At 70.6% G+C, this 23,241-nt stretch carries 14 protein-coding genes; 6 read left to right on the top strand and 8 right to left on the bottom strand.

Annotated features, from left to right (window positions below):
• Positions 1–20: 20 nt before the first annotated feature.
• Positions 21–1,829 carry a family 78 glycoside hydrolase catalytic domain gene (locus ACIA5D_RS28410; protein WP_396033316.1) on the top strand — a complete coding sequence of 603 codons (1,809 nt, stop codon included), beginning with the start codon at positions 21–23 and terminating at the stop codon, positions 1,827–1,829.
• A 44-nt stretch (positions 1,830–1,873) separates the two neighbouring features.
• On the opposite strand, the gene ACIA5D_RS28405 is transcribed toward ACIA5D_RS28410, so the two are convergent.
• The 4 genes from ACIA5D_RS28405 to ACIA5D_RS28390 form a co-directional block, all read right to left on the bottom strand.
• The gene (locus ACIA5D_RS28405; RefSeq protein ID WP_396033315.1) at positions 1,874–3,064 is read right to left on the bottom strand and encodes an FAD-binding monooxygenase; all 1,191 of its coding nucleotides are present in this window, start codon (positions 3,062–3,064) and stop codon (positions 1,874–1,876) included.
• 337 nt (positions 3,065–3,401) lie between these two features.
• On the bottom strand, positions 3,402–5,630 hold the full coding sequence (locus tag ACIA5D_RS28400) for a M4 family metallopeptidase (RefSeq protein ID WP_396033314.1): 2,229 nt from the start codon (positions 5,628–5,630) through the stop codon (positions 3,402–3,404).
• A gap of 96 nt (positions 5,631–5,726) precedes the next feature.
• The gene (locus ACIA5D_RS28395; RefSeq protein WP_396033313.1) at positions 5,727–6,152 is read right to left on the bottom strand and encodes a cupredoxin family copper-binding protein; all 426 of its coding nucleotides are present in this window, start codon (positions 6,150–6,152) and stop codon (positions 5,727–5,729) included.
• 181 nt (positions 6,153–6,333) lie between these two features.
• On the bottom strand, positions 6,334–11,691 hold the full coding sequence (locus ACIA5D_RS28390; protein ID WP_396033312.1) for a GH92 family glycosyl hydrolase: 5,358 nt from the start codon (positions 11,689–11,691) through the stop codon (positions 6,334–6,336).
• Between the two features lie 314 nt (positions 11,692–12,005).
• Between ACIA5D_RS28390 and ACIA5D_RS28385 the strand changes: the two genes are divergently transcribed.
• The 3 genes from ACIA5D_RS28385 to ACIA5D_RS28375 all read left to right on the top strand — a co-directional run bounded on the left by ACIA5D_RS28385 (position 12,006) and on the right by ACIA5D_RS28375 (position 17,740).
• Positions 12,006–14,072 (top strand): transglycosylase domain-containing protein, encoded by a 2,067-nt coding sequence (locus tag ACIA5D_RS28385; RefSeq protein WP_396033470.1) that lies wholly within the window; start codon positions 12,006–12,008, stop codon positions 14,070–14,072.
• 123 nt (positions 14,073–14,195) lie between these two features.
• Positions 14,196–14,870, top strand: coding sequence for a DNA-3-methyladenine glycosylase family protein (locus tag ACIA5D_RS28380; protein WP_396033311.1), 675 nt, complete (start codon positions 14,196–14,198; stop codon positions 14,868–14,870).
• Between the two features lie 56 nt (positions 14,871–14,926).
• Positions 14,927–17,740, top strand: a complete 2,814-nt coding sequence (locus ACIA5D_RS28375) for a M36 family metallopeptidase (RefSeq protein WP_396033310.1) — start codon at positions 14,927–14,929, stop codon at positions 17,738–17,740.
• A 50-nt stretch (positions 17,741–17,790) separates the two neighbouring features.
• On the opposite strand, the gene ACIA5D_RS28370 is transcribed toward ACIA5D_RS28375, so the two are convergent.
• On the bottom strand, positions 17,791–18,372 hold the full coding sequence (locus ACIA5D_RS28370) for an SRPBCC family protein (RefSeq protein ID WP_396033309.1): 582 nt from the start codon (positions 18,370–18,372) through the stop codon (positions 17,791–17,793).
• Positions 18,373–18,683: 311 nt separating this feature from the next.
• Here ACIA5D_RS28370 and ACIA5D_RS28365 point away from each other — a divergent pair, with 311 nt between their 5' ends.
• The gene (locus tag ACIA5D_RS28365; RefSeq protein ID WP_396033308.1) at positions 18,684–19,124 is read left to right on the top strand and encodes a pyridoxamine 5'-phosphate oxidase family protein; all 441 of its coding nucleotides are present in this window, start codon (positions 18,684–18,686) and stop codon (positions 19,122–19,124) included.
• Here ACIA5D_RS28365 and ACIA5D_RS28360 read toward each other — a convergent pair.
• The 3 genes from ACIA5D_RS28360 to ACIA5D_RS28350 form a co-directional block, all read right to left on the bottom strand.
• Positions 19,087–19,590, bottom strand: a complete 504-nt coding sequence (locus ACIA5D_RS28360; protein WP_396033307.1) for a hypothetical protein — start codon at positions 19,588–19,590, stop codon at positions 19,087–19,089. The two genes, ACIA5D_RS28365 and ACIA5D_RS28360, sit on opposite strands and share 38 nt — an antisense overlap.
• Positions 19,591–19,697: 107 nt before the next feature.
• On the bottom strand, positions 19,698–20,297 hold the full coding sequence (locus ACIA5D_RS28355; protein WP_396033306.1) for a TetR/AcrR family transcriptional regulator: 600 nt from the start codon (positions 20,295–20,297) through the stop codon (positions 19,698–19,700).
• A 9-nt stretch (positions 20,298–20,306) separates the two neighbouring features.
• Positions 20,307–21,779, bottom strand: a complete 1,473-nt coding sequence (locus tag ACIA5D_RS28350) for an FAD-dependent monooxygenase (protein ID WP_396033305.1) — start codon at positions 21,777–21,779, stop codon at positions 20,307–20,309.
• Positions 21,780–22,385: 606 nt separating this feature from the next.
• On the opposite strand from ACIA5D_RS28350, the gene ACIA5D_RS28345 reads away from it, so the two are divergent.
• The gene (locus tag ACIA5D_RS28345; RefSeq protein WP_396033304.1) at positions 22,386–23,216 is read left to right on the top strand and encodes an SAM-dependent methyltransferase; all 831 of its coding nucleotides are present in this window, start codon (positions 22,386–22,388) and stop codon (positions 23,214–23,216) included.
• Positions 23,217–23,241: the final 25 nt, after the last annotated feature.

The raw sequence follows: 23,241 nt of genomic DNA, 5'->3' as shown, positions 1-23,241 counted from the left end.
CGCCGACGGCACGCGCGGAGGTGCGTACCGATGGAAGCTGGACCGCGGCGCCGAGCGTGATCGTCGCCGACGACCTCTACCACGGCGAGGACCAGGACGCCCGGATCGGCGGCGCCGCCGGGGTGCCGGTGACGATCCGGACCGCCCCGCTGCCACACCTGGTGGCGCAGGTCGATCCGGGCGTCACCGTGCAGCAGGAGTTCCGGCCACGCTCGATCACCCAGCCCGCTTCGGGCGTCTTCATCGCGGACATGGGCCAGAACTTCGCCGGCTGGAACCGGCTGCGGGTGACCGGGCCTGCCGGCACGAAGGTCACCCTGCGGCACGGCGAGATCCTCAACGCGGACGGCACGCTCTACACCGCGAACCTGCGCGCCGCCCAGGCCACCGACACCTTCACGCTGGCCGGGACCGGCGCGCCCGAGGTCTTCGAGCCGCACTTCACGGTGCACGGCTACCGGTACGTCGAGATCACCGGATTCCCGGGCACGCCCACCGCCGACAGCATCACCGGGCTGGCGGCTTGGACGGCTTCCTCCCCCACCGGCACGTTCACCTCCAGCGACGCCTTGGTGAACCAGCTGCAGCAGAACATCCTGTGGGGCGCGCGCTCGAACATGCTCTCGATCCAGACCGACTGCCCGCAGCGCGACGAACGGCTGGGCTGGACCGGGGACATCGCCGCTTTCGGCGCGACGTCGACGTTCAACTTCGACACCCACGGGCTGCTGACCAAGTTCGTCGACGACCTGGTGGACGCGCAACGGGCGGACGGCGCGTTCACCGACGTGGCGCCGGCGGTCATCGACGGCGCCGGCAAGGCCGGCTGGGCGGACGCGGGCGTGATCGTGCCCTACACGATCTGGCAGCGCTTCGGCGATCTCGCCGTGGTCGACCAGCATTTCGCGGCCATGGCGCGGTACGTGGACTACCTGCGGTCGACCGCGGGCGCCGATCTGATCCGCAACCAGGACACCTTCGGCGACTGGCTGAACGTCGACGACGGCACGCCCAACGACGTGTCCAGCACGGCGTTCTTCGGCTGGTCGGCGCGGCTGGTCGCGCGGATGGCGGCGGCCACCGGACGGACCGCCGAGGCCGCATCGTACGGCGCCCTGGCCGACCAGATCGCGGCCGCGTTCACCGGACGCTTCGTGGCGGCCGATGGCACCGTGGGCAACAACAGTCAGACCGGGTACGTGCTGGCGCTCGCCTTCGGCCTGGTGCCGTCCGCGCGGCACCAGGCGGTCGCCGACAAGCTGGCGGCCAAAGTGGACGCCCGCGGCGGCCATCTGTCGGTGGGCTTCATGGGCGTGGAGAACCTGTTGCCGGTGCTGGCCGACCACGGGCACGCCGACACCGCGTACCGGATCCTCCAGCAGCCGGGATATCCCGGCTGGGGCTACATGAGCTCCCGCGGCGCCACCACGATCTGGGAGCGGTGGGACGGCATCCGCACCGACGGCTCGCTCCAGGACCCCGGCATGAACTCGTTCAACCACTACGGGCTCGGCTCGGTCGGGGACTGGCTCTACCGCGGGGTGGGGGGCCTCGGCCCGGCCGCGCCGGGCTACCGGCAACTGCTCATCGATCCCCGGCCCGGCGGCTCGCTCACGGCCGCGTCGTCGTCGCTCCAGACCGCGTACGGGACGGCGAGCTCGTCCTGGACCCGGAGCGGCGCCACGCTGACCCTGCGGGTCGTCATCCCACCGAACACGACCGCGACCGTGCGGCTCGCGGGATCGGTCTCCCCTCCGGCCGAGGCAGTGCCGCAGGGGCCGGGCAGCTACGCGCTGCCGTCCGGCAGCTACACCTTCGTCGCAGCCTGAGGACTGCAGGGCCGGCCGCACCGAAATGCGGCCGGCCCACAGGCTCATCCCGAGATGACCGCCGAGGCAGCGCGGTCCACACGTTCGACGATCTCCGGGCGCAGGAGGGTCTGCGGCGGATCGACCAGGCCGGTCACCCGCAGCAGGGCCGCGGCCAGGTCGGCGTCCTCCGTCCCGGCCAACTGCAACCGGCGAAGATAGTCCGGTGTGAGCGGAGAGGCCGTCAGCGCCGGGCCGGTCACGCCGGGAAGCGCCAGGTCGGCGCCGACGGCCATCCGCCACGGCGCCTCCAGGCTCTGGGCGACGGCCCCGAAATAGCGGTACGGGTCGGGCTCGCCACCGTGGCTCAGCTCGTCGCCGAGGGCAGCGGCATTCATCGCCGCGACGGACATGCCCTGGCCGTACACCGGGTTGAAGCCACAGGTCGCGTCGCCGGCGACGAGCAGGCCGGCGGGGAACCGCCGCAGGTGGTCGTAGCGGTACCGCACGTACGCCGGGAACCGGAACGTCATCGGTTCGCCGAGAGGTTTCGCCGCGCGGAGGACGTCGTAGGTGTCCGGCGTGGCCAGCGTCTGCGCGTACGCCGGGAGCTCGTCGTGGGTGACCGGGGGCCGCTCGCCCTGCACCCCGGCGAGCGTGATGAGGACCCGCCCGCCCTCCAGGCGCTGCATCACCGAGCTGCGCAGCTGCCCGGGGAAGCGGGGTGAGACGACGATCAGGTCGTCGCCGAAGAGCTCGTCCGGCGTCGTGAGCAGACACGAGGTGTACGCCAGATCGATGGCGACCCGGTCGGCCGGCGGCGCGTCGTAGCCGAGCTCGGCCAGCCATCGCGGCGTCCGGGAACCGCGGCCGGTGACGTCGACGACAAGGTCCGCCGGCACGACGCGCGAGCCGCCACCGTCGCGGTCCGCCACGGTGGCGCCGGTGATCCGGTCCCGGTCGTCCGAGGCGCACAGGCCGGTGACGTCGTACCCGTCGAGGATCTTGACGTTGGGCAGGGCCCGCACCCGTTCCCGGATGGTCCCCTCCAGCAGCGGCCGGCTGGCCGACAGGGCGGTCAGTCCGGTGGCCGTGCGCCGCAGCGGCAGCCCGTTGAGGTACCAGCGGACGTCGGCCAGGATGTCGCCGGTCAGGCCGCCGGCGGAGGTCACCTGCGCGGTGAAGCCCGGCAGCAGGCCCTCGATGATCCGCAGACCGCCGGGCAGCATGCCGTGGACGTGCTGCCCGTGCGGCACACCGCGCGCCGGTGGGTCGCCGCCGTGGGCAGGCGGTCTCTCTCGACGATCGTGACGGCGCCGTAGCGGTCCGCCAGGACGCGCGCGGCCAGGAGGCCGGCGATGCTGCCGCCGAGGACCAGCGCGTGCCTTCCGGTGATTCCGGACATTTGTCGTTATTCCCCTCGTGTCTCACTCGTCAGACGAAGGCTGACGGCGTTTCCCGAGGCTGACAGCGCCCGGCGATTCCGGCATCGGTCCTGCCGTGCATGCGACATGCCATGCATGAGGCCGCCGGCGACGAGGCCGGGCGTGGGGCAGCGTCTCGCGAGCTGCCCCACACCTCAGAGCTCTCCGATTACAGCGAGAGCGCCCAGCTGTCGAGATATCCGGTGTCGATCGAGGCGGCGTCCTGGACGCGCAAGGTCCAGGTGCCGTCCGGCGCCTCGCCGGCCAGGTTCACGGTGTAGGTCTGGTTGATGTTGTCGGTGCTGCCGCCGGCCCGGTTGTGCAGGACGTAGGCGGTGCCGTCCGGCGCGATCAGGCTGACCACGAGGTCGCCGATGTAGGTGTGGACGATGTGCACCTCGACCGCCGCGGCCGTCGAGGGGGTGGCGGCGCAGTCGGTGAGGGCGATGGTGCTCTGCACCGTGGTGTTGTCGGGGATGGCGACGTCGGCGCCGTTGCTGCCCGCGCATCCGGGCGCGCTGTTGACGCCGACGGTGAGCGCCGCCGCCCGGGTGATCGACGTGGCGGCGGCGGTGATGGTGACCGGCGCGCTGCTGCGGCTCGCCCCGGCGGCCACACTGACCGTGACCGTGGTGGACTCGCCGGCGGTGACCGTGGCCGGCTCGAACGACACGGTCACGCCGGCGGGGGTGGCGCCGGCCGTGAAGGTGACCGCCTCGGCCTCGCCGTTGACCAGCGCGGTGCTCGCGGTCAGCGTGACCGACGCGCCGGGGTCGACCGCCACGGTGGACGCCGACAGGGTGAGGGCGAAGTCGTTGCCGGTGGAGCAGTAGTCGTCGCCGGCCACGTTCACCGCGGTCCAGGCGGCCCGCACAGCCTTGTACTCGGTGCCGCAGAACCCGTACAGGTCGGCGGCGGCCGACAAGGTGTAGCCGCGCGCCGCGGCGTAGCTGGTGCTGGAGACGAAGTAGCTGTCCAAGGCCCGGAACCAGATCGCCGCGGCTTTCTCGCGGCCGATGCCGGTGACCGGCTCCGCCGCGCCGCAGAGAGGCGATGTTCCGTACGGGGTGACGCCCGTGCCCTCGGCGAGGTCGAAGAAGAAGTGGTTGGCGACGCCGGACGAGTAGTGCACGTCGACGTTCTTGGTGGTGCTCGACCAGCAGCCGTGCGACGAGCCGTCGAGGGTGGGGTTGTACATGTACCGCAGCGGGCTGCCGTTGCCCCTGATGTCGATCTTCTCGCCGATGTCGTAGTCGCCCGAGTCGGCGGCGCTGTCCGCGTAGAACTCCACCATGCTGCCGAAGATGTCGCTGGTGGCCTCGTTCAGGCCGCCCGGCTCGCCGGAATAGGTGAGCCCGCCGGGCACCACGTTCTCGGTGACGCCGTGCGACATCTCGTGCCCGGCCACGTCCAGCGCGACGAGCGGCTTCGCGTTGCCGGTGCCATCGCCGTAGGTCATCTGGCTGCCGTCCCAGAACGCGTTGACGTACGCGTTGCCGTAGTGGACCCGGGACGGCACGCCGGCGCCGGTGCCGAAGATGCCGTTGCGGCCGTGCACGTTCTTGAAGTAATCGAACGTCGTGGCCGCCCCGAAGTGGGCGTCGACGGCGGCCGAGGCGCGGTCGCTGTTCGCGCCCGTGCCCCAGACGTTGTCGGCATCGGTGAATGTGGCGCACGTCCCGGACGTCCGGTTGTTCATGTCGCAGGTGTAGCCGTTGCCGCGTACCGGATCGGTGAGGCTGTAGGCGCTGTCCGAGAGCGTCGTCTCGACCGCGACCGGCCCGGCGTAGATGCTGTTGCCGGCGCCCGCGACGGTCTCGATCTCGTCGTACGAGCCGGTGACCGTGCCGGTGCGGGCGTCGCTGATGACATGCAGGCGGGACGGGGTCTGCCCGTCCGGCCGCCGGCCGCTGACCACGGTCTCCCAGGACAGCACGCCGGCGCCGCGGCCGGCGTCGACGAAGAGCTCGGGGTCGCCGGTGCTCGTCGCCTTGCCGGTGAACGCGGCGGTGGCCGCCCGGCGGGCCTTGGCGGCGGTGACCGCGGGCGTGGTGTTCAGCGACAGCGGCGCGGCGAGGCCGACCGAGCTGCCGGTGTACGTGCCCTTGGCGTCGACGCGGACGACCAGGTCGCCGCCGTAGACGCGCAGGCCGTCGTAGGTGCGGGTGTAGCGGACCACGCCGCGTCCGGCGGCGTCGGCCTTGCTGCTGTAGACCCGGTAGGCGTCCTGGGGCGAGGTTCTGACGGCGGCGGGGTGCTGGGCGAGCGCCCGGCCGGCGGCGGCGATCAACGACGATTCCGGAGCGACGGGCGGTGCGGCGGACGCGGTTGTGGCGGTCGCCGCCAGCCCTCCGCCGGCCAGCGCGATGACGCCGGCCAGCGCGATTGCGGTTCTCACGAACTTCCTCCCACGAATTAGGAAGTAGACATCTATTGATGTCGATCCTTCTAGGTCCGTGAGAGTTGTGGTTAGACGCTCGTAAATTCTTGGCCCCTATTTCACCTCGATCGTCCCTTTCATGAAGGGGTGGATCGAGCAGTGGTAGGCCAGGGTGCCCGCGGTCGCGAACGTGTGCTCGTAGGTCTGCCCGGCGCCCATCGGCTGGGACGTGAACGAGTTGTCGTCTGCGGTGACCGTGTGATCGGTGGAGTCGTCGAACTTCCAGGTGACCGACGTCCCCGGGGAGACGGTCAAGGTGGGCGGGGTGAAGGCGAAGTTGCCGATCTCGACTGTGGACCCGCCCGCGGCCGATGCCGGCCCGGCCGCCGACGCCCCGGCCGAGGCCGGAGCGGGTGTGGCGGTCGCCGACGGCGTGCCGGATGAGCTCGGGCAGCCGGACATGGCGCCGGCCACCACGAGCAGGGTCGCGGCCACCAGCAGACGACGGCTGGGCGTGAACGATGCTGTTGTGCCACTCATGGGAACCTCCCGCAGCGTGGTGCTGGAATATCGAGAGGCCACCGGCCGGGGCTGTGCGGCTGACGCTACGCGCAGATTCCGCGCCCGGCAGCTTGAGCAGGCGTGACGTCGAACCCATCCGGCGGGTGTCCCGCCGGTGAGCAGGCCATGATCGCGGCCTGCTCACCGGCGGGATCGAGCACTACGGCGCGGTGACCGTGAAGGGCAGCTCGACCCTGGTCGCCGAGTCGGCGCCGGACAGCGTGATGCCGGTCCGGCCCGGCGTCGCCGCTCCCGGCACGCTCACCGTCTCGCCCGACACGACACCGTCGGCGTTGGCCTGCAGGGTCGTGGCGGTGAGCCCGTCACCGAAGGTGCCGGTGACGGTCTCGTTGGGCGCGAACCCGGAGCCGTCGACGGTGACGGCCGTGCCGCGCGGTCCGGCGGTGACCGACAGGGTCGCCTCCGGCTGGTATGCGGGCGGCGCGGGCTGCTCGGCCACCTTGGCGGTGGTCGAGGTGGCGGCCTGCGTCGCCGACTTGGCCACCGTCACCGTGAAGGTGGCGGTGCCGCTGGACAGCGTGTCCCACGCGGTGACGTGCACCGTGTAGGCGCCCGGCTGGGCGTACGTGTGCGTCCCGCTGATCGCGCCGGAGCCGTCGACGACGGCGTCCGACGGAACCGTGCCGTCGCCCCACTGGACCCGGGCGTGGTAGCCGGCGACGCCGCCGGTCACCGACCCCAGATCGGCGGAGAGCGCCTGCCCGGCGGTGGCCGCCTGGTCCTTCGCGGCCGTCACGGCCAGCTCGGGGCCGGGCGTGCCGTCGTCGGCGACGGCGAACACGTGGATCCGGCCGGCCGAGCCGGGGTCACCGGTCTGCGCCGGCAGGGTCACCGAGACGAGCGTCTTGCCCTCGGGGATCTGGTACGGCGCGGTGGCGAACAGGAACGGCTGCGCGGCGTCCCGGCTCGTGCCGAGAAGCCGGTACGCGGTCCGGGCAACGATGATGTTGCCGTACGAGGGCGTGCCGTTGGGGTTGCCACCGAGGGTCCAGTCGCTCATCTGGATCGGAATCGTGGCGGTGCTGCCGTCGCTGAACTTCGCCGTGCCGGTCGTGCTCTGGTTGCCCTGGGTGCCGGCGCCGATGAACGAGATGCTCTTGGCGTCGGCGGGCAGGTCGAGCACGATCGTCCGGCCATTGCCGGTCGCGTCGTCCGGCTGCCCGGCCGGGGTCGCGGGCAGCGTGAACTGCAACGCGGTCCCGGGCACCTGCGTCCGCTTGCCCTGGGTCACGCCGCCCGCCGCGAGCGCGGCCCGCGAGTACGCCCAGTTCTTCGCGTCGCAGTTGGCCGCGAGCACACCCTCGTCACCGATGCAGACGGCGTCGAAGGCGGCGACGAGGCCGGATTCCGGCACGTAGGCCACATCGACGCCGACCGTGGCGGAATCCTGGCTGGTCCCGTCGGTCACCGTCACCGAGGCTTGATAAAACCCGGGTTTCGCGTACGTGTGAGAGCCGCTCACGCTGTACACCGCTCGCGAGCTCAGCGCCGTCGTGCCGGCCGTGACCGGCGTGCCGTCGCCCCAGTCCACTGTGGTCTGGTACCCGCTCGCGGCGCCACCGGTGACAGTCGCCAGCGGGACGGAGACCGCCGCGCCGGCCCGCGCCGGCACGTCGGCCGAGGCGGTCACCGTGACCGCGCCGCCGCCGAGCTGGACGTCGCCGCCGGCGAGCAGCTCGATCTCGGCCAGGTTCGCCTGCTCCGCGCCGGTGGACCCGGTGACGACCAGGCGGAACTGCTGGAAGCGACCAGGCCGGTCGATCTTGAATGGCCGGGTCTGGTTGCGCCACGCGAACGTCTCGCCGCTGCGGGAGTCGACCGTGGTCCACTTGATCCCGTCGCGGGAGCCCTGCAGCTTCCAGTCGGCCGGATCGCCGGCCTTGGCGCCCGAGGTGAGGGTGTAGTAGGTCGGCGCCTGCTTGTCCCCGCGGTACGCCCAGCTCACCTGCGGCGTGCCGGAGGTGAAGGCCATCTGCGTGACCGACGAGTCGTCGAACAGCTTCGCCGCGTCCTGCCCGCCGGTCGCGGTGGCGGTGCCGAGACCCGGGCCGGTGGTGTCCTGCAACGGCTTGGGCACGTCGTTGCCCTTGGTCAGCGACTCCGGCGCGTCGTTCTTGCCGGTGCCCCAGGACGACGGGTTCGGGCCCATCCGGAACTCGATGGCGCCGCCGCGGTCGAAGACCGACGAGTCGATCGAGACGCCGCGCTGCGTCCTTCCGTTGACGGCCACGCTCTGCACGTACACATTCTTGGTGCTGTTGTTCGTAGCCTTGACGACGATGTCGCCCGACTTGCGGTGAACGGTCATCTGGCTGAACTGCGGCGAGCCGATGACCCAGTTGTCCGAGCCGTTCTGCAGCGGGTAGAGGCCCAGCGAACTGAGGATGTACCACGCCGACATCTCGCCGTTGTCCTCGTCGCCGAGATAACCCTGGCCGATCTCGCTGCCGACGTAGAGCCGGCGCAGGATCTCCCGCACGATGGACTGCGTCTTGGCCGGCGCGCCGGCGTAGTCGTACATGTAGGGAATGTGGTGTGAGGGTTGGTTGCTCATGCCGAGCTGACCCATGCGGACCGCACGCGCCTCGAGCATCTCGTGGATCGTGCCGTTGTACCCGCCCGGGTGGTCGGCCTTCTCCGGCGTCGCGAAGAACTCGTCGAGCTTCTTCCGCAGCTCCTTCTGCCCGCCGTAGAGGTTCGCCAGACCCTGACCGTCGTGCTGGGCCGTGAAGGCGTAGTTCCAGCCGTCGGTCTCGGTGTAGACGCCACCCCAGTCCAGCGGGTCGCCCTCGAGGAAGGCGCCGGCCGCGTTGCGTCCCTGGAAGAACTCCGTCTTGGAGTCGAACAGGTTGACGTAGTTGCGGGCGCGCTCGAGGAAGTACTGCGACTCCTCCTTGAGCTGGTCGCGCCGCGCCTTCGGCGTGCGCGGGTCCTTGGCCAGCGCCGCGCCCATGTTGCCGATGCCGTAGTCGTTGATGAAGCCCTCGAGGGCCCACGACACCGACTCGCCGGTGGAGGTCGGCGTGTAGCCGAGGAACAGCGAGGTCTCGATGCCCTTGCGGCCGACCTCGCCGCGCCCGGAGGCGACCGTCGCGTCCTTCACCGCCGCGTCGTAGGCCGCGAGCGGGTCGGGCAGCTTGACCCCGTTGAGGTACGCCTCGGCCAGCGCGACGTCCGCGCTGGTGCCGGTCATCAGGTCGGCGTAGCCGGGCGACGACCAGCGGGCGATCCATCCGCCGTCGCGGTACTGCTGGACGAACCCGTCGGCGATCTTGGCCGCGATGTCCGGGTAGAGCAGCGAGTACGCCGGCCACACCGTGCGGTAGGTGTCCCAGAACCCGTTGTTGACGTAGATCTGGCCGTCGACGAGCTTCGCCCCGGTCGTGGTCGGGGTCGACGCGCCGGTCGCCGGCGACACCGGGCTCGCGTACTGCCAGTGCGGCGCCTTGGCGGTGCCGGTGTTCTCCGCCTGCGAGTTCGGGTACAGGTTCAGCCGGTAGAGGTTCGAGTAGAGCGTGACCAGCTGCGTCTCGGTCGCGCCCTTCACCTCGATCCGGCCCAGGCGGTCCTTCCAGGCCGCGGTCGCGGCGGCGTGGACCTGGTCCAGGCTCTTGCCGGTGACCTCCAGATCCAGGTTGCGCTTGGCCTGGTCGAGCGAGATGAACGACGTCGCGAACCGCAGAGTCACCGTCGGGCTCGCGCTCGCCGCGAGGTCGAAGGTGGCGGAGGCGGCGGCCGTCGCGGTCGGCGCGCGGTCGAACGTGCCGGAGTAGAACATCCGGCTACGGCCGGCGGACAGGCCGCTGCCGTTGTCGACCCAGCCGGTGACGGTGCCGTCCGTGCCGACGGTGAACGTGCCGTTCCAGAAGACGAGGCTGCCAGTCGCACTGCCAGTCGGATACGTGAACTGCATGACGCCGCCGTGGTCGGTCGGCGACATCTGCGCGGTCAGGCCGTTCTGGGTCTTGACGCTGTAGAAGTCAGGCCGGGCGATCTCGTCGTTGTGGCTGAAGGCGAGCGCGCGGCTGCTCGGCTGCCCGGTGAGGGAGCCACCGGCCGCCACCGGCATGACCGACATCTGGTTGCGGTCGCCCATCCACGGGCTGGGCTCGTGCGAGATCGCAAGACCCTGCAGCATGGTCAGGTTGGCGGCGCTGTTGTCCCGCTGGTACACGTACTCCCACGAGTCCGACGTGGCGTTGGTGACCGGCGTCAGGAAGTTGAAGCCGTTCGGCACCGCCGAGATCGGCAGGTTGTTGCCGCGCGAGAACCCGCCGGAGGCGTTGGTACCGCGGCGCGTGTCGACGTAGTTGGTGAGGGCGGAGCCGTCGATCGGCGCCGGCGTGCCCACGACGGCGAGGTCGTCGATCCAGCCCTGGAAGCGAGTCGCGGCGGTGGCGCCGGGGTTGTCGTAGGCGAGCAGGATGCGGTCGATCGTCTTGCCGTTCGCGACGGCGCCGATGTCGGACTGCACCGCGTTCCACTCGTCGGCGAACAACGCCTTCGACGTGCCCTGCCCGGCGGCCGTCAGCGCGTTGCCGTGCTGGTCGACCGGGGACCGCCTGCTGAGGTAGCTGCCGTCGGTGAAGTGCAGATCGACGGCCGCGTACGTGGACGGGTACTGCAGGTTCTCCCCGGTGAGCTCGGGGAAGATCTTGTAGGTCAGCCGGGACTTCGGTCCGACCGGGATGTTGACGTCGAACAGCTTGTTCGTCGCGTACGAGCGCCCGTCGGTCTGTGCGCCGCCGGCGTACCGCAGCGAGGCCACTCCGGTGAACCCGGCGTTGGGCTTCTGGTTGGAGCCGCGGTTGGGACCGGCGCCGACGACGGCGACCATCGGGGTGGCCGGTGGCAGCACGTTCGAGCCGTCGCTGATGTCCCAGTCCGCGAGCTGGATGATCGAGTCGCCCGAGTTCGCGGTGATGTTCAGCCGGTACCAGGCGTACGCGGTGGTGTTGGTGAAGCTGTAGACATTGGTCGCGAACCGGCCGGCGTAGGTCTGGCCGGTCCGGGTGTCCAGATCGGTCCACGCCGCGCCGTCGTTCGACCCCTGGAGGGTGAAGTCCTTGGGGTCGCGGCCCGCCGCGTCGTTCGCCGAGGTCAGCGAATACTTCGCGACGGCGACGGGCGCGGCCAGCTGGTAGGTGACCCAGCCGGTCCGGGCGAACGCCAGCCACTTGGTCGACGAGTCGCTGTCCTTGAGCTTGACGGCGGTCTCGCCGGGCGGGTTCTCGGCGCTCGCGGTCACCGCGCTGACCTGCTTGAGCACGCTGCCGGGCAGGGCGGCGCCGGCCGATCCGGTCAGGTTGCCCTGAATCGGCTTGCCCTGGGCGTCGACCTCGGCGGTGGTCGCGGCGGGCTGCGGGTCGGCGGTCTCGAACGAGGAGCTGAAGCCGCCGGGGGTGACCGCGGCGTTGGCCGCCGTCGGGGCGGCCAGCAGTCCTAGTGGCATCAGGAGGACGAGGGAGGCAGCGAGCGGGCCGCCAATCAACTTCATGCACAACTCCAGGGGGGAGCAGGCGCCCGGAGGGCGCCCGGGTCAGAGATCGTCAGCCTCGCGTCCACTGACAACGTTGTCAAGAAAGGATCTGGAAATCTCCTGGAAATGAGGGGCCACCGGCCGGGTGCCGGCGGCGCGTGTGGATGGCCACACTTATTTGCCGGTAAACGGCTCAGCATCGGGGCAATTCATCCACTACGGGCGAAAAATCCCCTGAAGCCCGTTTGATCTAACCCGTTAACCTGGCCGCCGTGCCTTTCGCCAAACGCTTCCGTGAACGCCATCCGCTGACGAATCTGAGCTCCCTGCTGATGTGCGGGTTGCTCGCGGGAGTGGTGCTGGCCGCCGCCTCGTTCCCGGCGGTGGCGTTGTCGGGGCTGGCGGCCAAGGCGGGCGCCGAGGGCTTCTCCGAGCTGCCCAGCGAGATCAAGCAGCAGACCTCGCCGCAGATGAGCCGGATCTACGCCTCGGACGGCAAGACCCAGATCGCCGTCATGTACGACGAGTACCGCAGCGACGTGCCGCTGAAGGACATCGCGGTGACCATGCAGAACGCCATCGTCGCGGCCGAGGACCACAAGTTCTACCAGCACCACGGCGTCGACTTCAAAGGCCTGGCCCGGGCGTTCGTGAACAACCAGAACGGCGGGGACCAGCAGGGTGCGTCGACCCTGACCATGCAGGTCGTGCGCATGTCGCTGACCTACTCGACGACCAGCGCGTCCGAGGTCGTGGCCGCCACCGCCAAGACGAGCGAGCGCAAGGTCGCCGAGATGAAGTACGCGCTGGAGCTCGAGAAGCAGCTCACCAAGCAGCAGATCCTCGAGCGCTACCTGAACATCGCGCCGTTCGGCAACCGCGCCTACGGCATCTACGCGGCCAGCCAGGTCTACTTCGGCAAGAAGCCCAAGGATCTCGACGTCGCGCAGGCTGCGCTGCTGGCCGGCATGGTCAAGGGCACCTCGCTGTTCGACCCGACCACGAAGGACGGTTACCCGAAGGCCAAACAGCGCCGCGACTACGTCATCAACGACATGCAGTCGCTCGGCTTCGTCACGACCGACCAGGCGGCGAAGGCCAAGGCCGAGGTGGTTCCGCGCACGACCAGGCCGGTAGGCAACGGCTGCACCGACGTGTCCCGCAACGAGTGGGGCTTCTTCTGCGACTACTTCCAGCGGTGGTGGATGAGCCAGCCGGCCTTCGGCGTCAACTCGTACGAGCGGGAGCGCCGGCTCCGCAGCGGCGGCTACAAGATCGTCACGACCCTCGACATCGACGCGCAGAAGGCCGCCCGCAAGCGCATCCTGCAGCAGCGCAAGGACGACTCGGTCAACGCCCTGCTGCTCGCGGCCGTGCAACCGGGCACCGGCAAGGTGCTGGCGCTCGCGGCCAACCGCAAGTTCAAACTGCCGACCGCGGCGAACCCGAACCCGCTCTCCTCCGACCCGGCGAAGAAGAAGGCCGGCGCGCGGGCGACCTACCCGAACACCACCAACCCGATCATCACCGGCGGCGGCGACATCAACGGCTACCAGGCCGGCTCGGTGTTCAAGATGTTCACCATGGTCGCCGCGCTCGAGAACGGCGTCGGGCTCGACTTCACGATCAACACCACGCCCCGGTACGTGTCGCCGCTCTACCTCGATTCCGGGGCGCCCGCGGCCTGCGGCGGCCACTACTGCCCGTCCAACTCCAGCGACAAGGAGAAGGGCTCGTACAACATGTGGACGGGCTTCGGCGCGTCGGTCAACACGTACTTCGTGCCGCTGCAGGAGAAGATCGGCGCGGAGCACGTCGTCGACGTGGCCAAACGCTTCGGCGTGCAGTTCCGCGAGCCCGGCGACAACGACCTGGCCACCAAGTACGCCCACGACTGGGGCTCGTTCACCCTCGGCGTCTCGGCGTCGACCCCGCTCGACATCGCGAACGCGTACGCCACGCTGGCCGCCGACGGCAAGTACTGCCAGCCCACGCCGGTCCAGCAGATCACCACCCACACGGGCGAGAAGCTGAAGGCCGGGCAGCCGAGCTGCAAGCAGGCGACCACTCCCGAGGTGGCCCGCAAGGCGCTCGACGCGACCCGCTGCCCGGTCGGCGACCAGGCCCAGCTCGGCAGCTGCGCCGGCACCGGCACGGCCAAGGCCGCCCGCGGGGTGGTCAGGCACCCGGTGTTCGGCAAGACCGGTACCACCGACGCCGAGAAGACCGCCTCGCTGGTGGTCGGCACGACCTCGATCGTCGTCGCGGGCTACATGGTCAATCCCGACTGGCAGGCCCACAAGGACCAGATGAAGCACGACGTGATCAACCCGGCGGTGTGGAACACGGTCGCCGACTACATGGACGGGAAGCCCTCGGAACAGTTCAAGACGCCCTGAGGGCCCTAACCGCCGGAGGAGGACTGCTGCGCCTGCCAGATCGCGACGCCGACGACGCAGATCTGCACCGGCAGCTCCTGCTGGTTGCCCCAGAACGAGGCGCGGCGGAACTACTGTCGGGGTGTGGCTGCATCGGACGATCTCTCCGGCTATCCCGACGGCACGCCGCTGGACGAGACCGATCGGCACCTGGCCGCCGTCGACCCGGCGATGCGCGACCTGATCCGGCGCTGGGGACCGGTCGGCGAGCTCGCACCGCACGACGCGGGCGGCGACGGGTTCGGCGCGCTGATCCTGGCGATCGTCAGCCAGCAGTTCTCGACCGCCGCCGCCCGTCGCATGTTCGACCGGATCACCGGCCGGTTCGGCGGCCGGGTTCCCTCGGCCGCGGCGCTGCTGGCCGCCGACCTCGATCAGCTGCGGGTCGCGGCCGGCCTGTCGCACGCGAAGACCCGCGCCTTGCGCTCGCTGGCCGAGCATGTCGAGACGGGCGCGCTCGAGCTCGACCGTCTGCCGGAGCTGCCCGACGACGAGGTGCGGCGGCAGCTGACCGCGGTTTCCGGCGTCGGCGAGTGGACCGCCGGCGTGTTTCTCGTGTTCAGCCTGCACCGCCCCGACGTCCTGCTCGCCAACGACCTCGGCATCCGCAAGGCGGTGCAGGCGCAGTACGGTCTCGCCGGGCCGCCGGACGCGGCGACGGTGACCCGGCTCGGCGAGCCCTGGCGCCCCTACCGGACGCGGGCCTGCCTCTACCTGTGGCGAAGCCTCGAGACCGCACCCATCCCCGTACGCGGCTGACGTTCTTCTGCTCGTGACCCGTTGATCTCGATCAATAGGTTTGCCAGTCTGGCTCAGTGAAGACCAACCTCAGACGTACCCTCGCCGGGACCGCGGCGCTGGCCGTCGGCCTCGCTCCGGCCGCGATCAGCTCCGGCCCGGCGATGGCGGCTCCGCACTCGGCACGGACGGCGGACACCACCACCGCACCGGCGAACTATGACGCGCGGCAGGACCCCGCGGTCACCGGCATGCTCCACGCCAAAGCGGCCACCCTCACGGCGCAGCCGCCGGCCTCGGTCAGCGGCAAGCGCTCCGAACTGGGCGATCAGGGCATCGTCGACCTCGACCCGCTGACCGGCACGCCGCGACAGGTGGCCCGGCTGGACGGCTTCCTCACCGGGCCGTCGAGGAAACCGGCCGTCCAGGTCGCCCGCGACTACCTCAAGGCGCACGCCGACCTGTTCGGCGTCGACCCGGCGACCCTCAAGCTGCGGCGCGACTACGTGGACATCGAGGGCACGCACCACCTGAGCTTCCTGCAGCGGGTCGGCGACGTGCCGGTGTTCGGCAACGGCATCCGGGCCGACGTGGCCCGCAACGGCGCGCTCATCCAGATGACCGGCTCGCCCGTACGGCAGATGCCCGCTTCACTGGCCGGCGCGAAGCTGACGGCCGTCCAGGCGCTGGACACGGCGCGCCGCGACGCCCGGGAGACGCGCTCGACCGTCAGCGACAAGGCGAGCCTGGTCGCCTTCCCGACCGTGGCCGGCCTGCGCCTGGGGTATCAGACCCTCACCATGCAGACCGGATACCTGCACGTCATCGACGCGCAGAACGGCCGCGTCCTCTACCGGCAGAGCCTCACCGACAACGACGCCGGTCCCGACGCGCTGGTGTGGGACAACTATCCCGGCGCCCCGGCCGGCGGCAAGCAGCGCCGGGTCTCGCTGAGCAAGTGGATGTCCCCGCACGCGACCAACCTCACCGGCAACTCCGCGCACGTCTTCTCCGACCTGAACGACAACAACGCGGCCGACGCCGGCGAGGAGGTCGGGCCGAGCTCGCCCGGCCACTTCCGGTATCCGTTGAAGCAGTTCACCGGAGAGCTGTGCTCGGCACAGTTCCAGTGCACCTGGAATCCGTTCGTGGCGTTCTCGTGGAACGACAACCGCGAGATGGACGCCACCCAGCTGCTGTACTTCAATTCGGTGTTCCACGATCACCTGCTGGCCGCGCCGATCGGCTTCACCCGCGCCGCCGGCAACTTCGAGACCCGCGACGGCGACGCGGTGCAGGTCAACGACCTCGACGGGGCGAACACCGACAACGGCTTCCCGGACGGCAACCACGTCGACAACGCCAACATGTCGACCCCGCCCGACGGGACCTCCCCGACGATGCAGATGTACCTGCAGCCGGCCGCGAACACGCCGGCCGCGGACGACCCGTACGTGCCGTCCGACGTCGGCAACGAGGCGTCCTCGGTCTACCACGAGTACACCCACGGGCTGTCCAACCGGCTCGTCGTCGACGCGGCCGGGGTGTCCACGCTCAACGGCCCGCAGTCGGGCGCCATGGGCGAGGCGTGGAGCGACTGGTACGCCTACGACTACCTGCAGAAAGAGGGGCTGGAGCGGGACACCGCGAAGCCCGGCGAACTGGTGATCTTCGAGTACTCCACGGCCGGGGCGAACACCATCCGCACCGAGCCGCTGGACTGCACGGTCGGCGCCCCGGCCACGGTGTGCCCCGGCACCCCGACCGCGGGGCCCGGCGGCTACACGTACGGCGACTTCGGCCGGATCTCCCGGCGCGGTCCCGAGGTGCACGCCGACGGGGAGATCTGGGCGCAGACGCTGTGGGACCTGCGCACCAAGCTCGGCTACCGGCTCTCCGAGTCGCTCGTGACCCGGGCGATGGAGCTCTCCCCCGCCGACCCGTCGTACCTCGACATGCGCAACTCGATCCTGATGGCCGATCTCGTCGTGGCCGGTGGCCGGCACCAGCGCGACATCTGGAAGGTCTTCGCGAACCGCGGCATGGGCTTCTTCGCCGCCGCGGTCGACGGCTCGGACACCGCGCCGGTCGAGGACTTCTCGACGCCGCCCTCGCCGCACTCGGCCAAGGGCACGATCGCCGGCACCGTCACCGACCAGGGCGGCGGACAACCGGCGGCCGGGGTCGCGGTCACCTTCGGCGGGCACAGCTCCGGGTTCGCCGGCTCCTACGCCGCGGTCACCGGCGCCGACGGGCGCTACCAGATCAAGAACGTCTTCGTCGGCACGTACCCGAAGGTGGCGGCCGGCGGCGCCGGATTCGAGAGCCAGGTCAAGACGGTCACAGTGACCAGACAGCCGACGACGGTCGACTGGTCCGTCCGCCGCGACTGGGCCGCCTCCCAGGGCGGCGCCACCGTGGCCGACTTCAACGGCGACGACTACAGCGGCTTCGGCTGCGGCCCGGGCCAGGCGATCGACATGTCCCAGGGCAGCGGGTGGAGCTCCGACGCGGTCATCACCGGCGGCACGGCGATCGAGCCGCGGTTCGTCACCATCCAGCTGCCGGCCGCGGTCGACCTGAGGTCGATCGAGATCAACCCGACCGGCAACTGCGGCGACGACCCGAGCGCGTCGGCCGGCGACTACCGGGTGGAGACGTCCGCGGACGGCGCCGCCTGGACGGTGGCGGCCTCCGGGCACTTCGGACCGGCCGACCGCGACCGGATGAACCCGGTGACGTTGTCCGCCGGCACCGCCGGCGTGCGGTTCGTGCGCTACACCATGCTCGGCACCCAGGTCGCCGACGAGGGCGGCAGCTGCCCGAGCCAGCTCAGCGGCTGCTCGTTCGTCGACACCGTCGAGGTGGGCGTCTACGGCGCCGCCGGCTGAGCAGGAGGGACCTCGCCGTCGCCCCGCGCGGCGGCGAGGTCCCGGCCCGGTCAGCGCCGGGTCTCGGCCCGGTCCCGGATGCCGCGCAGCATGCGCCGCATCATCGGGTAGTCGGCCAGCTCCATCAGCATGACGGTGAACGGCGTCAACGGCCGGCGCCATTCGTAGGTGGTCCGCATGCGACTGACCAGCCGGGTCCGATCCCCGCTCAACGGCGTCAGGCGCCAGGCGAACGTCCGGTTCGGGGTACGCCAGAGCAGCCACGACGGCTGCTCGAAGCTGTCGACGGTGAACGCGGTCCGCTCGCCGGCTTGTGGGGTCATCGCCAGCCGCTGGCCGACCCGGAGGTCCTGAAGTTCGGGGACGATCTCGCCGAGGCTGGGCCGGGCCAGGTTGTCCAGCAGATCATCGGCGTACCAGCCGCCGCGGCCGACCCCGACCTGCACCAGCCACGGCCATACCCGCTCCGGCGGGGCGTCGATGGTGATCGCGCGGGTGGCGCAGTACTGCGAGCGCGGCAGCAGGCCGTCGCCGGGCATCGCCGCGGACGCCTCCGCCGGGGTCGCGCCCCAGGTCAGATGCCAACGCCGCCGGAACGGCGCGACGACGAAGCGGGGCAGGTCACCGAGCACGTCGCCCACCTGGGCGGCCAGCTCGGCCGGGGTGGGGCGGGTGGGTGACCACCGGGGCTCGCTCTTGTTCGTCGGATTGCCGCCCTCTCCGATCGCACGACGACCGCGTCGTCGCTCCTGTGACCAGGACCGGATGGCCGGCCGATTCGTGACGACCCGTTCGCGAGGTCAGGAACGGATCGAGCCTCGGGCCGGACTGTGCCTGGCGCCCAGGCATGGAGCGGCGCCGAAGAGCACTCAGACACCTTCCCGCTGTGGTACCTGCCCCATTGAGGTTAGTCTCGGAAGCTCGCCGACTGAGAGGGGCGACGATGGCGCTCACGATGACGAAGGAAGAGCGGGAGGCGTTTCTGGCCGACGTTCATGTGGCCGTCATCAGCGTTGCGGAAGATGGTCATGGGCCGCTCGTGGTTCCGATGTGGTATTCCTACGAGCCAGGGGGCGAGGTGCGAATGATCACCGGCCGGACGTCGCGAAAGGGGCGGCTGCTAGAGCGCGCGGGCCGGCTCAGCCTGTGCGTACAAGCGGAAACGCTGCCGTATAAGTACGTCAGCGTGGAGGGGCCGATCGTCGCGGTCGAAGCAGTGGACCTTGAGCGCGATGGGCGCACGCTCGCACGCCGTTATCTCGGCACCGAACTGGGCGACCGGTACATCGAAGACACGCGGGACGTGGCCGGAAACGTGCTTTTTCGTATGCGGCCGGAACGATGGCTCACCGTCGACTACGCAAAGCATCCCCGGTCACTCTGAAGGCCATCCGGCCAACTGAGGCTGTCGTCATGATCGTCCAAACTCGAACAATGATCCAACACAATGCCAGATCGGTTGAGATGACCCACGGCACTTGATTCTCAACCACCTTGTCATCTCTCAGGCCGTAACCTCGATCCACCGCCATGATCATTGATGATCGGACAGCACTGGCCGAGTCGGCTGCGCGTTTTCGGGGGTCGTGGCATGCCGATAGGAGGCCGAGCAGGCAGCCGGCCGCGAGCCCGACGCCGTGGTTGTTGGTGAGCAGGAGCAGGACCAGCGCGGCGACGGGGACCAGCAGCGAGTGCCGGCGCAGCACCAGCCGGTCGCCGCGCAGCGCGTAAAGCACTGACAGGGCACCGACCACGCCACAGATGGCGACCGAGTCGCCACCGCCGTACGGCGACCAGGTGACCGTGCTGACCACATGCGAGATCACGCTGGCGAGCAGGAATATCGCCAAGATGGCCGTGGCGCCCGTGCCCCGTGCATCCGCGGGCCGGGGTGACGGCGGTGAGCATCATGACCGGCGTCTGGTCGGGGCATGGGGCGGCACGCCGTTCGGCGGAGTCACAACTGACCGGCAGCGCCGAAGCTGGCACCAGGCGCGGCGACCAGCTGCCGCACCAGGTCGCCGGCATCCTCGGGCCGTTGCAGGCCGATCGCGTCTGGCGTACTGAGCGCCGTAAAGATGAGGCCGGTGAGGCTGGTCACGAGCATCGCCGCTTGATGGTCGGTCAGATCGACACCTGCGGTGTGGTGGATCTGACGCATCTGCGCGATCTGGGCGTGCCGCGCCCCGGTCAGCACAGCACGCAATTCTGGGCGGCGGGTCGCCTCCAGAAAGAGTTCCAGCGCGGCCAGGTGCCGGGTGCGCTGCTGGGTCAGCGCGGCGACGACGAGTCCGGCGAGGTGGTCGGTCACCGCGGACCTCGCGAGCCGTCCGCGCGGCGCCCGGGCCAGGTCGGCGAAGTGCATGACCCGGATCCGTTCGGCGGCCCCGCACATGAGCGCGTGCCGGGTCCGGAAGTACCGGGAGGTGGTGCCGGGCGGCTCGCCCGCCTCGGCATCCACCGCCCGGTGGGTCAGCCCCCGGACTCCCAGCCGGCCGAGCAGCTCGACAGCGGCGTCCGCCAGCCGGTCGCGGCGCGCCACGTTGACCGCGGGCATGGGTATCCGCTACCGCTGGCCGGCCCGGACCGGTCCGAGCCAGTGCCGCAGCGCCTGCCGGACCTCGTCCCGGTCCGCCCGGTCGCTGGCCCAGGCCACGTACCCGTCCGGCCGCAACAGCAGCACCGCGGGTGCGCCTTCCGCCGGCGCGAGGTCGACCGAGACCAGTCGCTCGGACCAGCCGGTATCGTCCTCCAGACCGGCCGCGAGGCCGGCGGCGGCGCGCGTGACCAGCACGAACCGGCCCGTGCGCAGCGCCCGGTACGCCTCGCGGGCGTCACCGAAGTCGGGCAGCCGGCGGCCGGCGCACGGGTGCGCGCCGCGCGGGCGGTCGTAACCGATCCCCACCCCGGTGATCCGGCCGACCACCCGCCGGCGGACCGGGGGGACCCGGACCAACGTGCGGATCGCCGTCTGACGCGCCCACAGGCCCAGCCGCGTGGACGACAACGCCAGCCGGTTGAACCCGTCAGTGAGCGCGAGAACCCGCGCGCCCACCTGATGCCGTTCCCGGTGGTAGCTGTCCAGCAGCCCGGGCGGCGCCCACCCGTGCACGGCGGCGGCAAGCTTCCAGCCGAGATTGAACGCGTCTTGGATGCCGGTGTTCATGCCCTGGCCGCCCAGCGGCGAGTGCACGTGCGCGGCGTCACCGGCGAGGAAGACCCGGCCCACCCGATAATGCCTGGCCTGACGCCGCTCGCTGAGGAACCGTGTGCGCCACCGCGGCTCGCCGATGCCGAAGTCGTCGCCGGCGATCCGCCGGAACGCGTCGCGCACCTCGTCGGCGGTGACCGGCTCGCCCAGCGGAACCCGGTCGCGGGTGCGATCCCAGGCGATCGCCCGGAACCAGCCATCTCCGTACGGCACCAGCAGGACCAGGCCGCCCACATTGGCCGTACCCAGCAGCAGGTCCGATGGCGGCCGGTCCACCTGGACGTCTGCCAACAGGATGTGCGTCTCGTACTGCCGGCCGACGAAGTCGACCCCGAGCAGGCGCCGCACGGTGCTGTGCGCGCCGTCGGCGCCCACCACGTACGACGCGCGCACCGAATACCGGCCGCCGGGCCCGTCCAGGTCGAGGCGGACCTCGTCGCCGTCCTGTGCCAGCCCCACCACCTCGGCTCCAGACACGACCTCGGCGCCCAGCTCGCGCGCTCGGTCCGCCAGCACCCGCTCGGTGCCGCTCTGAGCAACGATCAGCAGCATCGGATACCGGCTGTCGATCTTCGACAAGTCCAGCACGGTCTTGGGTGTGGGCTGCACGCTCGGCACGACCAGTCCCCGCTCGACCAGCCGATCCGCGAGCCCGCGGGCGTCGAGCAGCTCCAGAGTCCGCGCGTGGACTGCGAACGCACGCGTGATGTTCGGGTCGTCTTTGCGGCGCTCGAACACACGGCAACTCACACCGGCGAGCCGAAGCTCGCAGGCCAGCGCGAGCCCGGTCGGACCCGCACCGACAATCGCAACGTCGAGGTGGTTCATCACGACCTCCCATCCGCTACAGATGTAGCGTCTCTGGTATGCGGTGCCCATCCGGGGCCACGCCCAAACGCCGGTCGGCAGCCGTAGTGCCCGGCCGCACATCAGTACCGCCTCGAGGGCCCCGCGCCTGTCAGGTCATCCGCAACCTTCAACCGGAGGCGACACCTTGTCCCGTCCGCCGATCGATCGCCAGTCCGATCGAAGTTGGCCAACGGTCTGGCCGCGTCCGGTTGAAGGTGGCCAGCGATACCGTGCGGGATGCTGACCCGGGCCCTTCTCTAACCTGATCACTTCGAACGGAACGCTCCCGCCAATTCGCCGCGACGTAGTCGGCACCGCGCCCGAATCCGGGCGTTTCGGACGCGTGGCCGGATGAGGCCTGCGCGGGGCCGGCGGCGGTGGCAGCGAGACGTCTTCGTGAGAACCGAGACGCCACGATGTGCCCTTCCCTTCTCCATCGTTGCCTTCGAATATCCAGCAACCTAGATTCACTACCGAGCGTAGGGAACCGGTCACACAGACCTTTACTGCGCCGGAACGTCACCGTCTCGTCCACGTAGGACGGTATGATCAGCTCCCTCGGGCGCGCGCGAAGGAGATTCACGGATGGGCGAGCACGGCGAGCTGGACCTCGGGACCAAGGTGGACCTGCACACCGACCGCCCACACCCGGCCCGGGTGTACGACTACCTGCTCGGCGGCAAGGACAACTTCGCGGCCGACCGCGAGGCGGCTCAGAAGGGCCTGCAGGCCAACCCGGACAGCCGGATCCCGCCGCGGGAGAATCGGCTGTTCCTGCGCCGCGCAGTGCGGTTCCTGGCCGAGCAGGGCATCGATCAGTTCCTCGACATCGGCACCGGCATCCCGAGCGCGCCCAACGTCCACCACGTCGCCCAGGGGATCGATCCCCGCTCCCGCATCGTCTACGTCGACAACGACCCGATCGTGCTGGCCCACGCCCGCGCGCTGCTGACCAGCGATCCCCGCGGCCGGACCGACTACATCGACGCCGACCTGCGCGACGTCGACTCGATCCTCGGCTCGCCGGCGATGAGCGACACCCTCGACCTCAACCGCCCGGTCGGGCTCCTCCTCATCGCCATCCTGCACTTCGTCGGCGACGAGGACGATCCGTGGACCATCGTCGAGCGGCTGCTGGCGGCGCTGCCGTCCGGCAGTTACCTTGCGGTGTCGCACCTGACCGGCGACTTCCGGCCGGAGGCGTGGGAGAAGGTGGCCGAGGTCTACCGCCGGCAGGGCGTCACGATGAAGGTCCGTTCCCGGCCCGAGATCGAACGGTTCTTCACCGGTGTCGAGCTCGTGGACCCCGGGCTGCAGATCTTGCCCGCGTGGCGGCCCAGCCTCGGCGAGCCCACCGAGCCGCAGCCGTCGGACGCGCAGGTCTCCGTCTACGGCGCCGTGGCCCGCAAGCCGTAGCGGTCACCGCGCAGCGCCCGCCGCG

The organism is Actinoplanes sp. NPDC051513, assembly GCF_044454685.1.
Classification (GTDB): Bacteria; Actinomycetota; Actinomycetes; order Mycobacteriales; family Micromonosporaceae; genus Actinoplanes.
Note: the sequence above shows the minus strand (reverse complement) of the source record. Positions and strands in the feature narration are given on the sequence as shown.

Bases quoted from the DNA above. Each gene is read 5' to 3' on its own strand.
- ACIA5D_RS28395 (WP_396033313.1), bottom strand. From the start codon at position 6,152: ATGAGTGGCACAACAGCATCGTTCACGCCCAGCCGTCGTCTGCTGGTG.
- ACIA5D_RS28390 (WP_396033312.1), bottom strand. From the start codon at position 11,691: ATGAAGTTGATTGGCGGCCCGCTCGCTGCCTCCCTCGTCCTCCTGATG.
- ACIA5D_RS28385 (WP_396033470.1), top strand. From the start codon at position 12,006: ATGTGCGGGTTGCTCGCGGGAGTGGTGCTGGCCGCCGCCTCGTTCCCG.
- ACIA5D_RS28365 (WP_396033308.1), top strand. From the start codon at position 18,684: ATGGCGCTCACGATGACGAAGGAAGAGCGGGAGGCGTTTCTGGCCGAC.
- ACIA5D_RS28355 (WP_396033306.1), bottom strand. From the start codon at position 20,297: ATGCCCGCGGTCAACGTGGCGCGCCGCGACCGGCTGGCGGACGCCGCT.
- ACIA5D_RS28350 (WP_396033305.1), bottom strand. From the start codon at position 21,779: ATGAACCACCTCGACGTTGCGATTGTCGGTGCGGGTCCGACCGGGCTC.
- ACIA5D_RS28345 (WP_396033304.1), top strand. From the start codon at position 22,386: ATGGGCGAGCACGGCGAGCTGGACCTCGGGACCAAGGTGGACCTGCAC.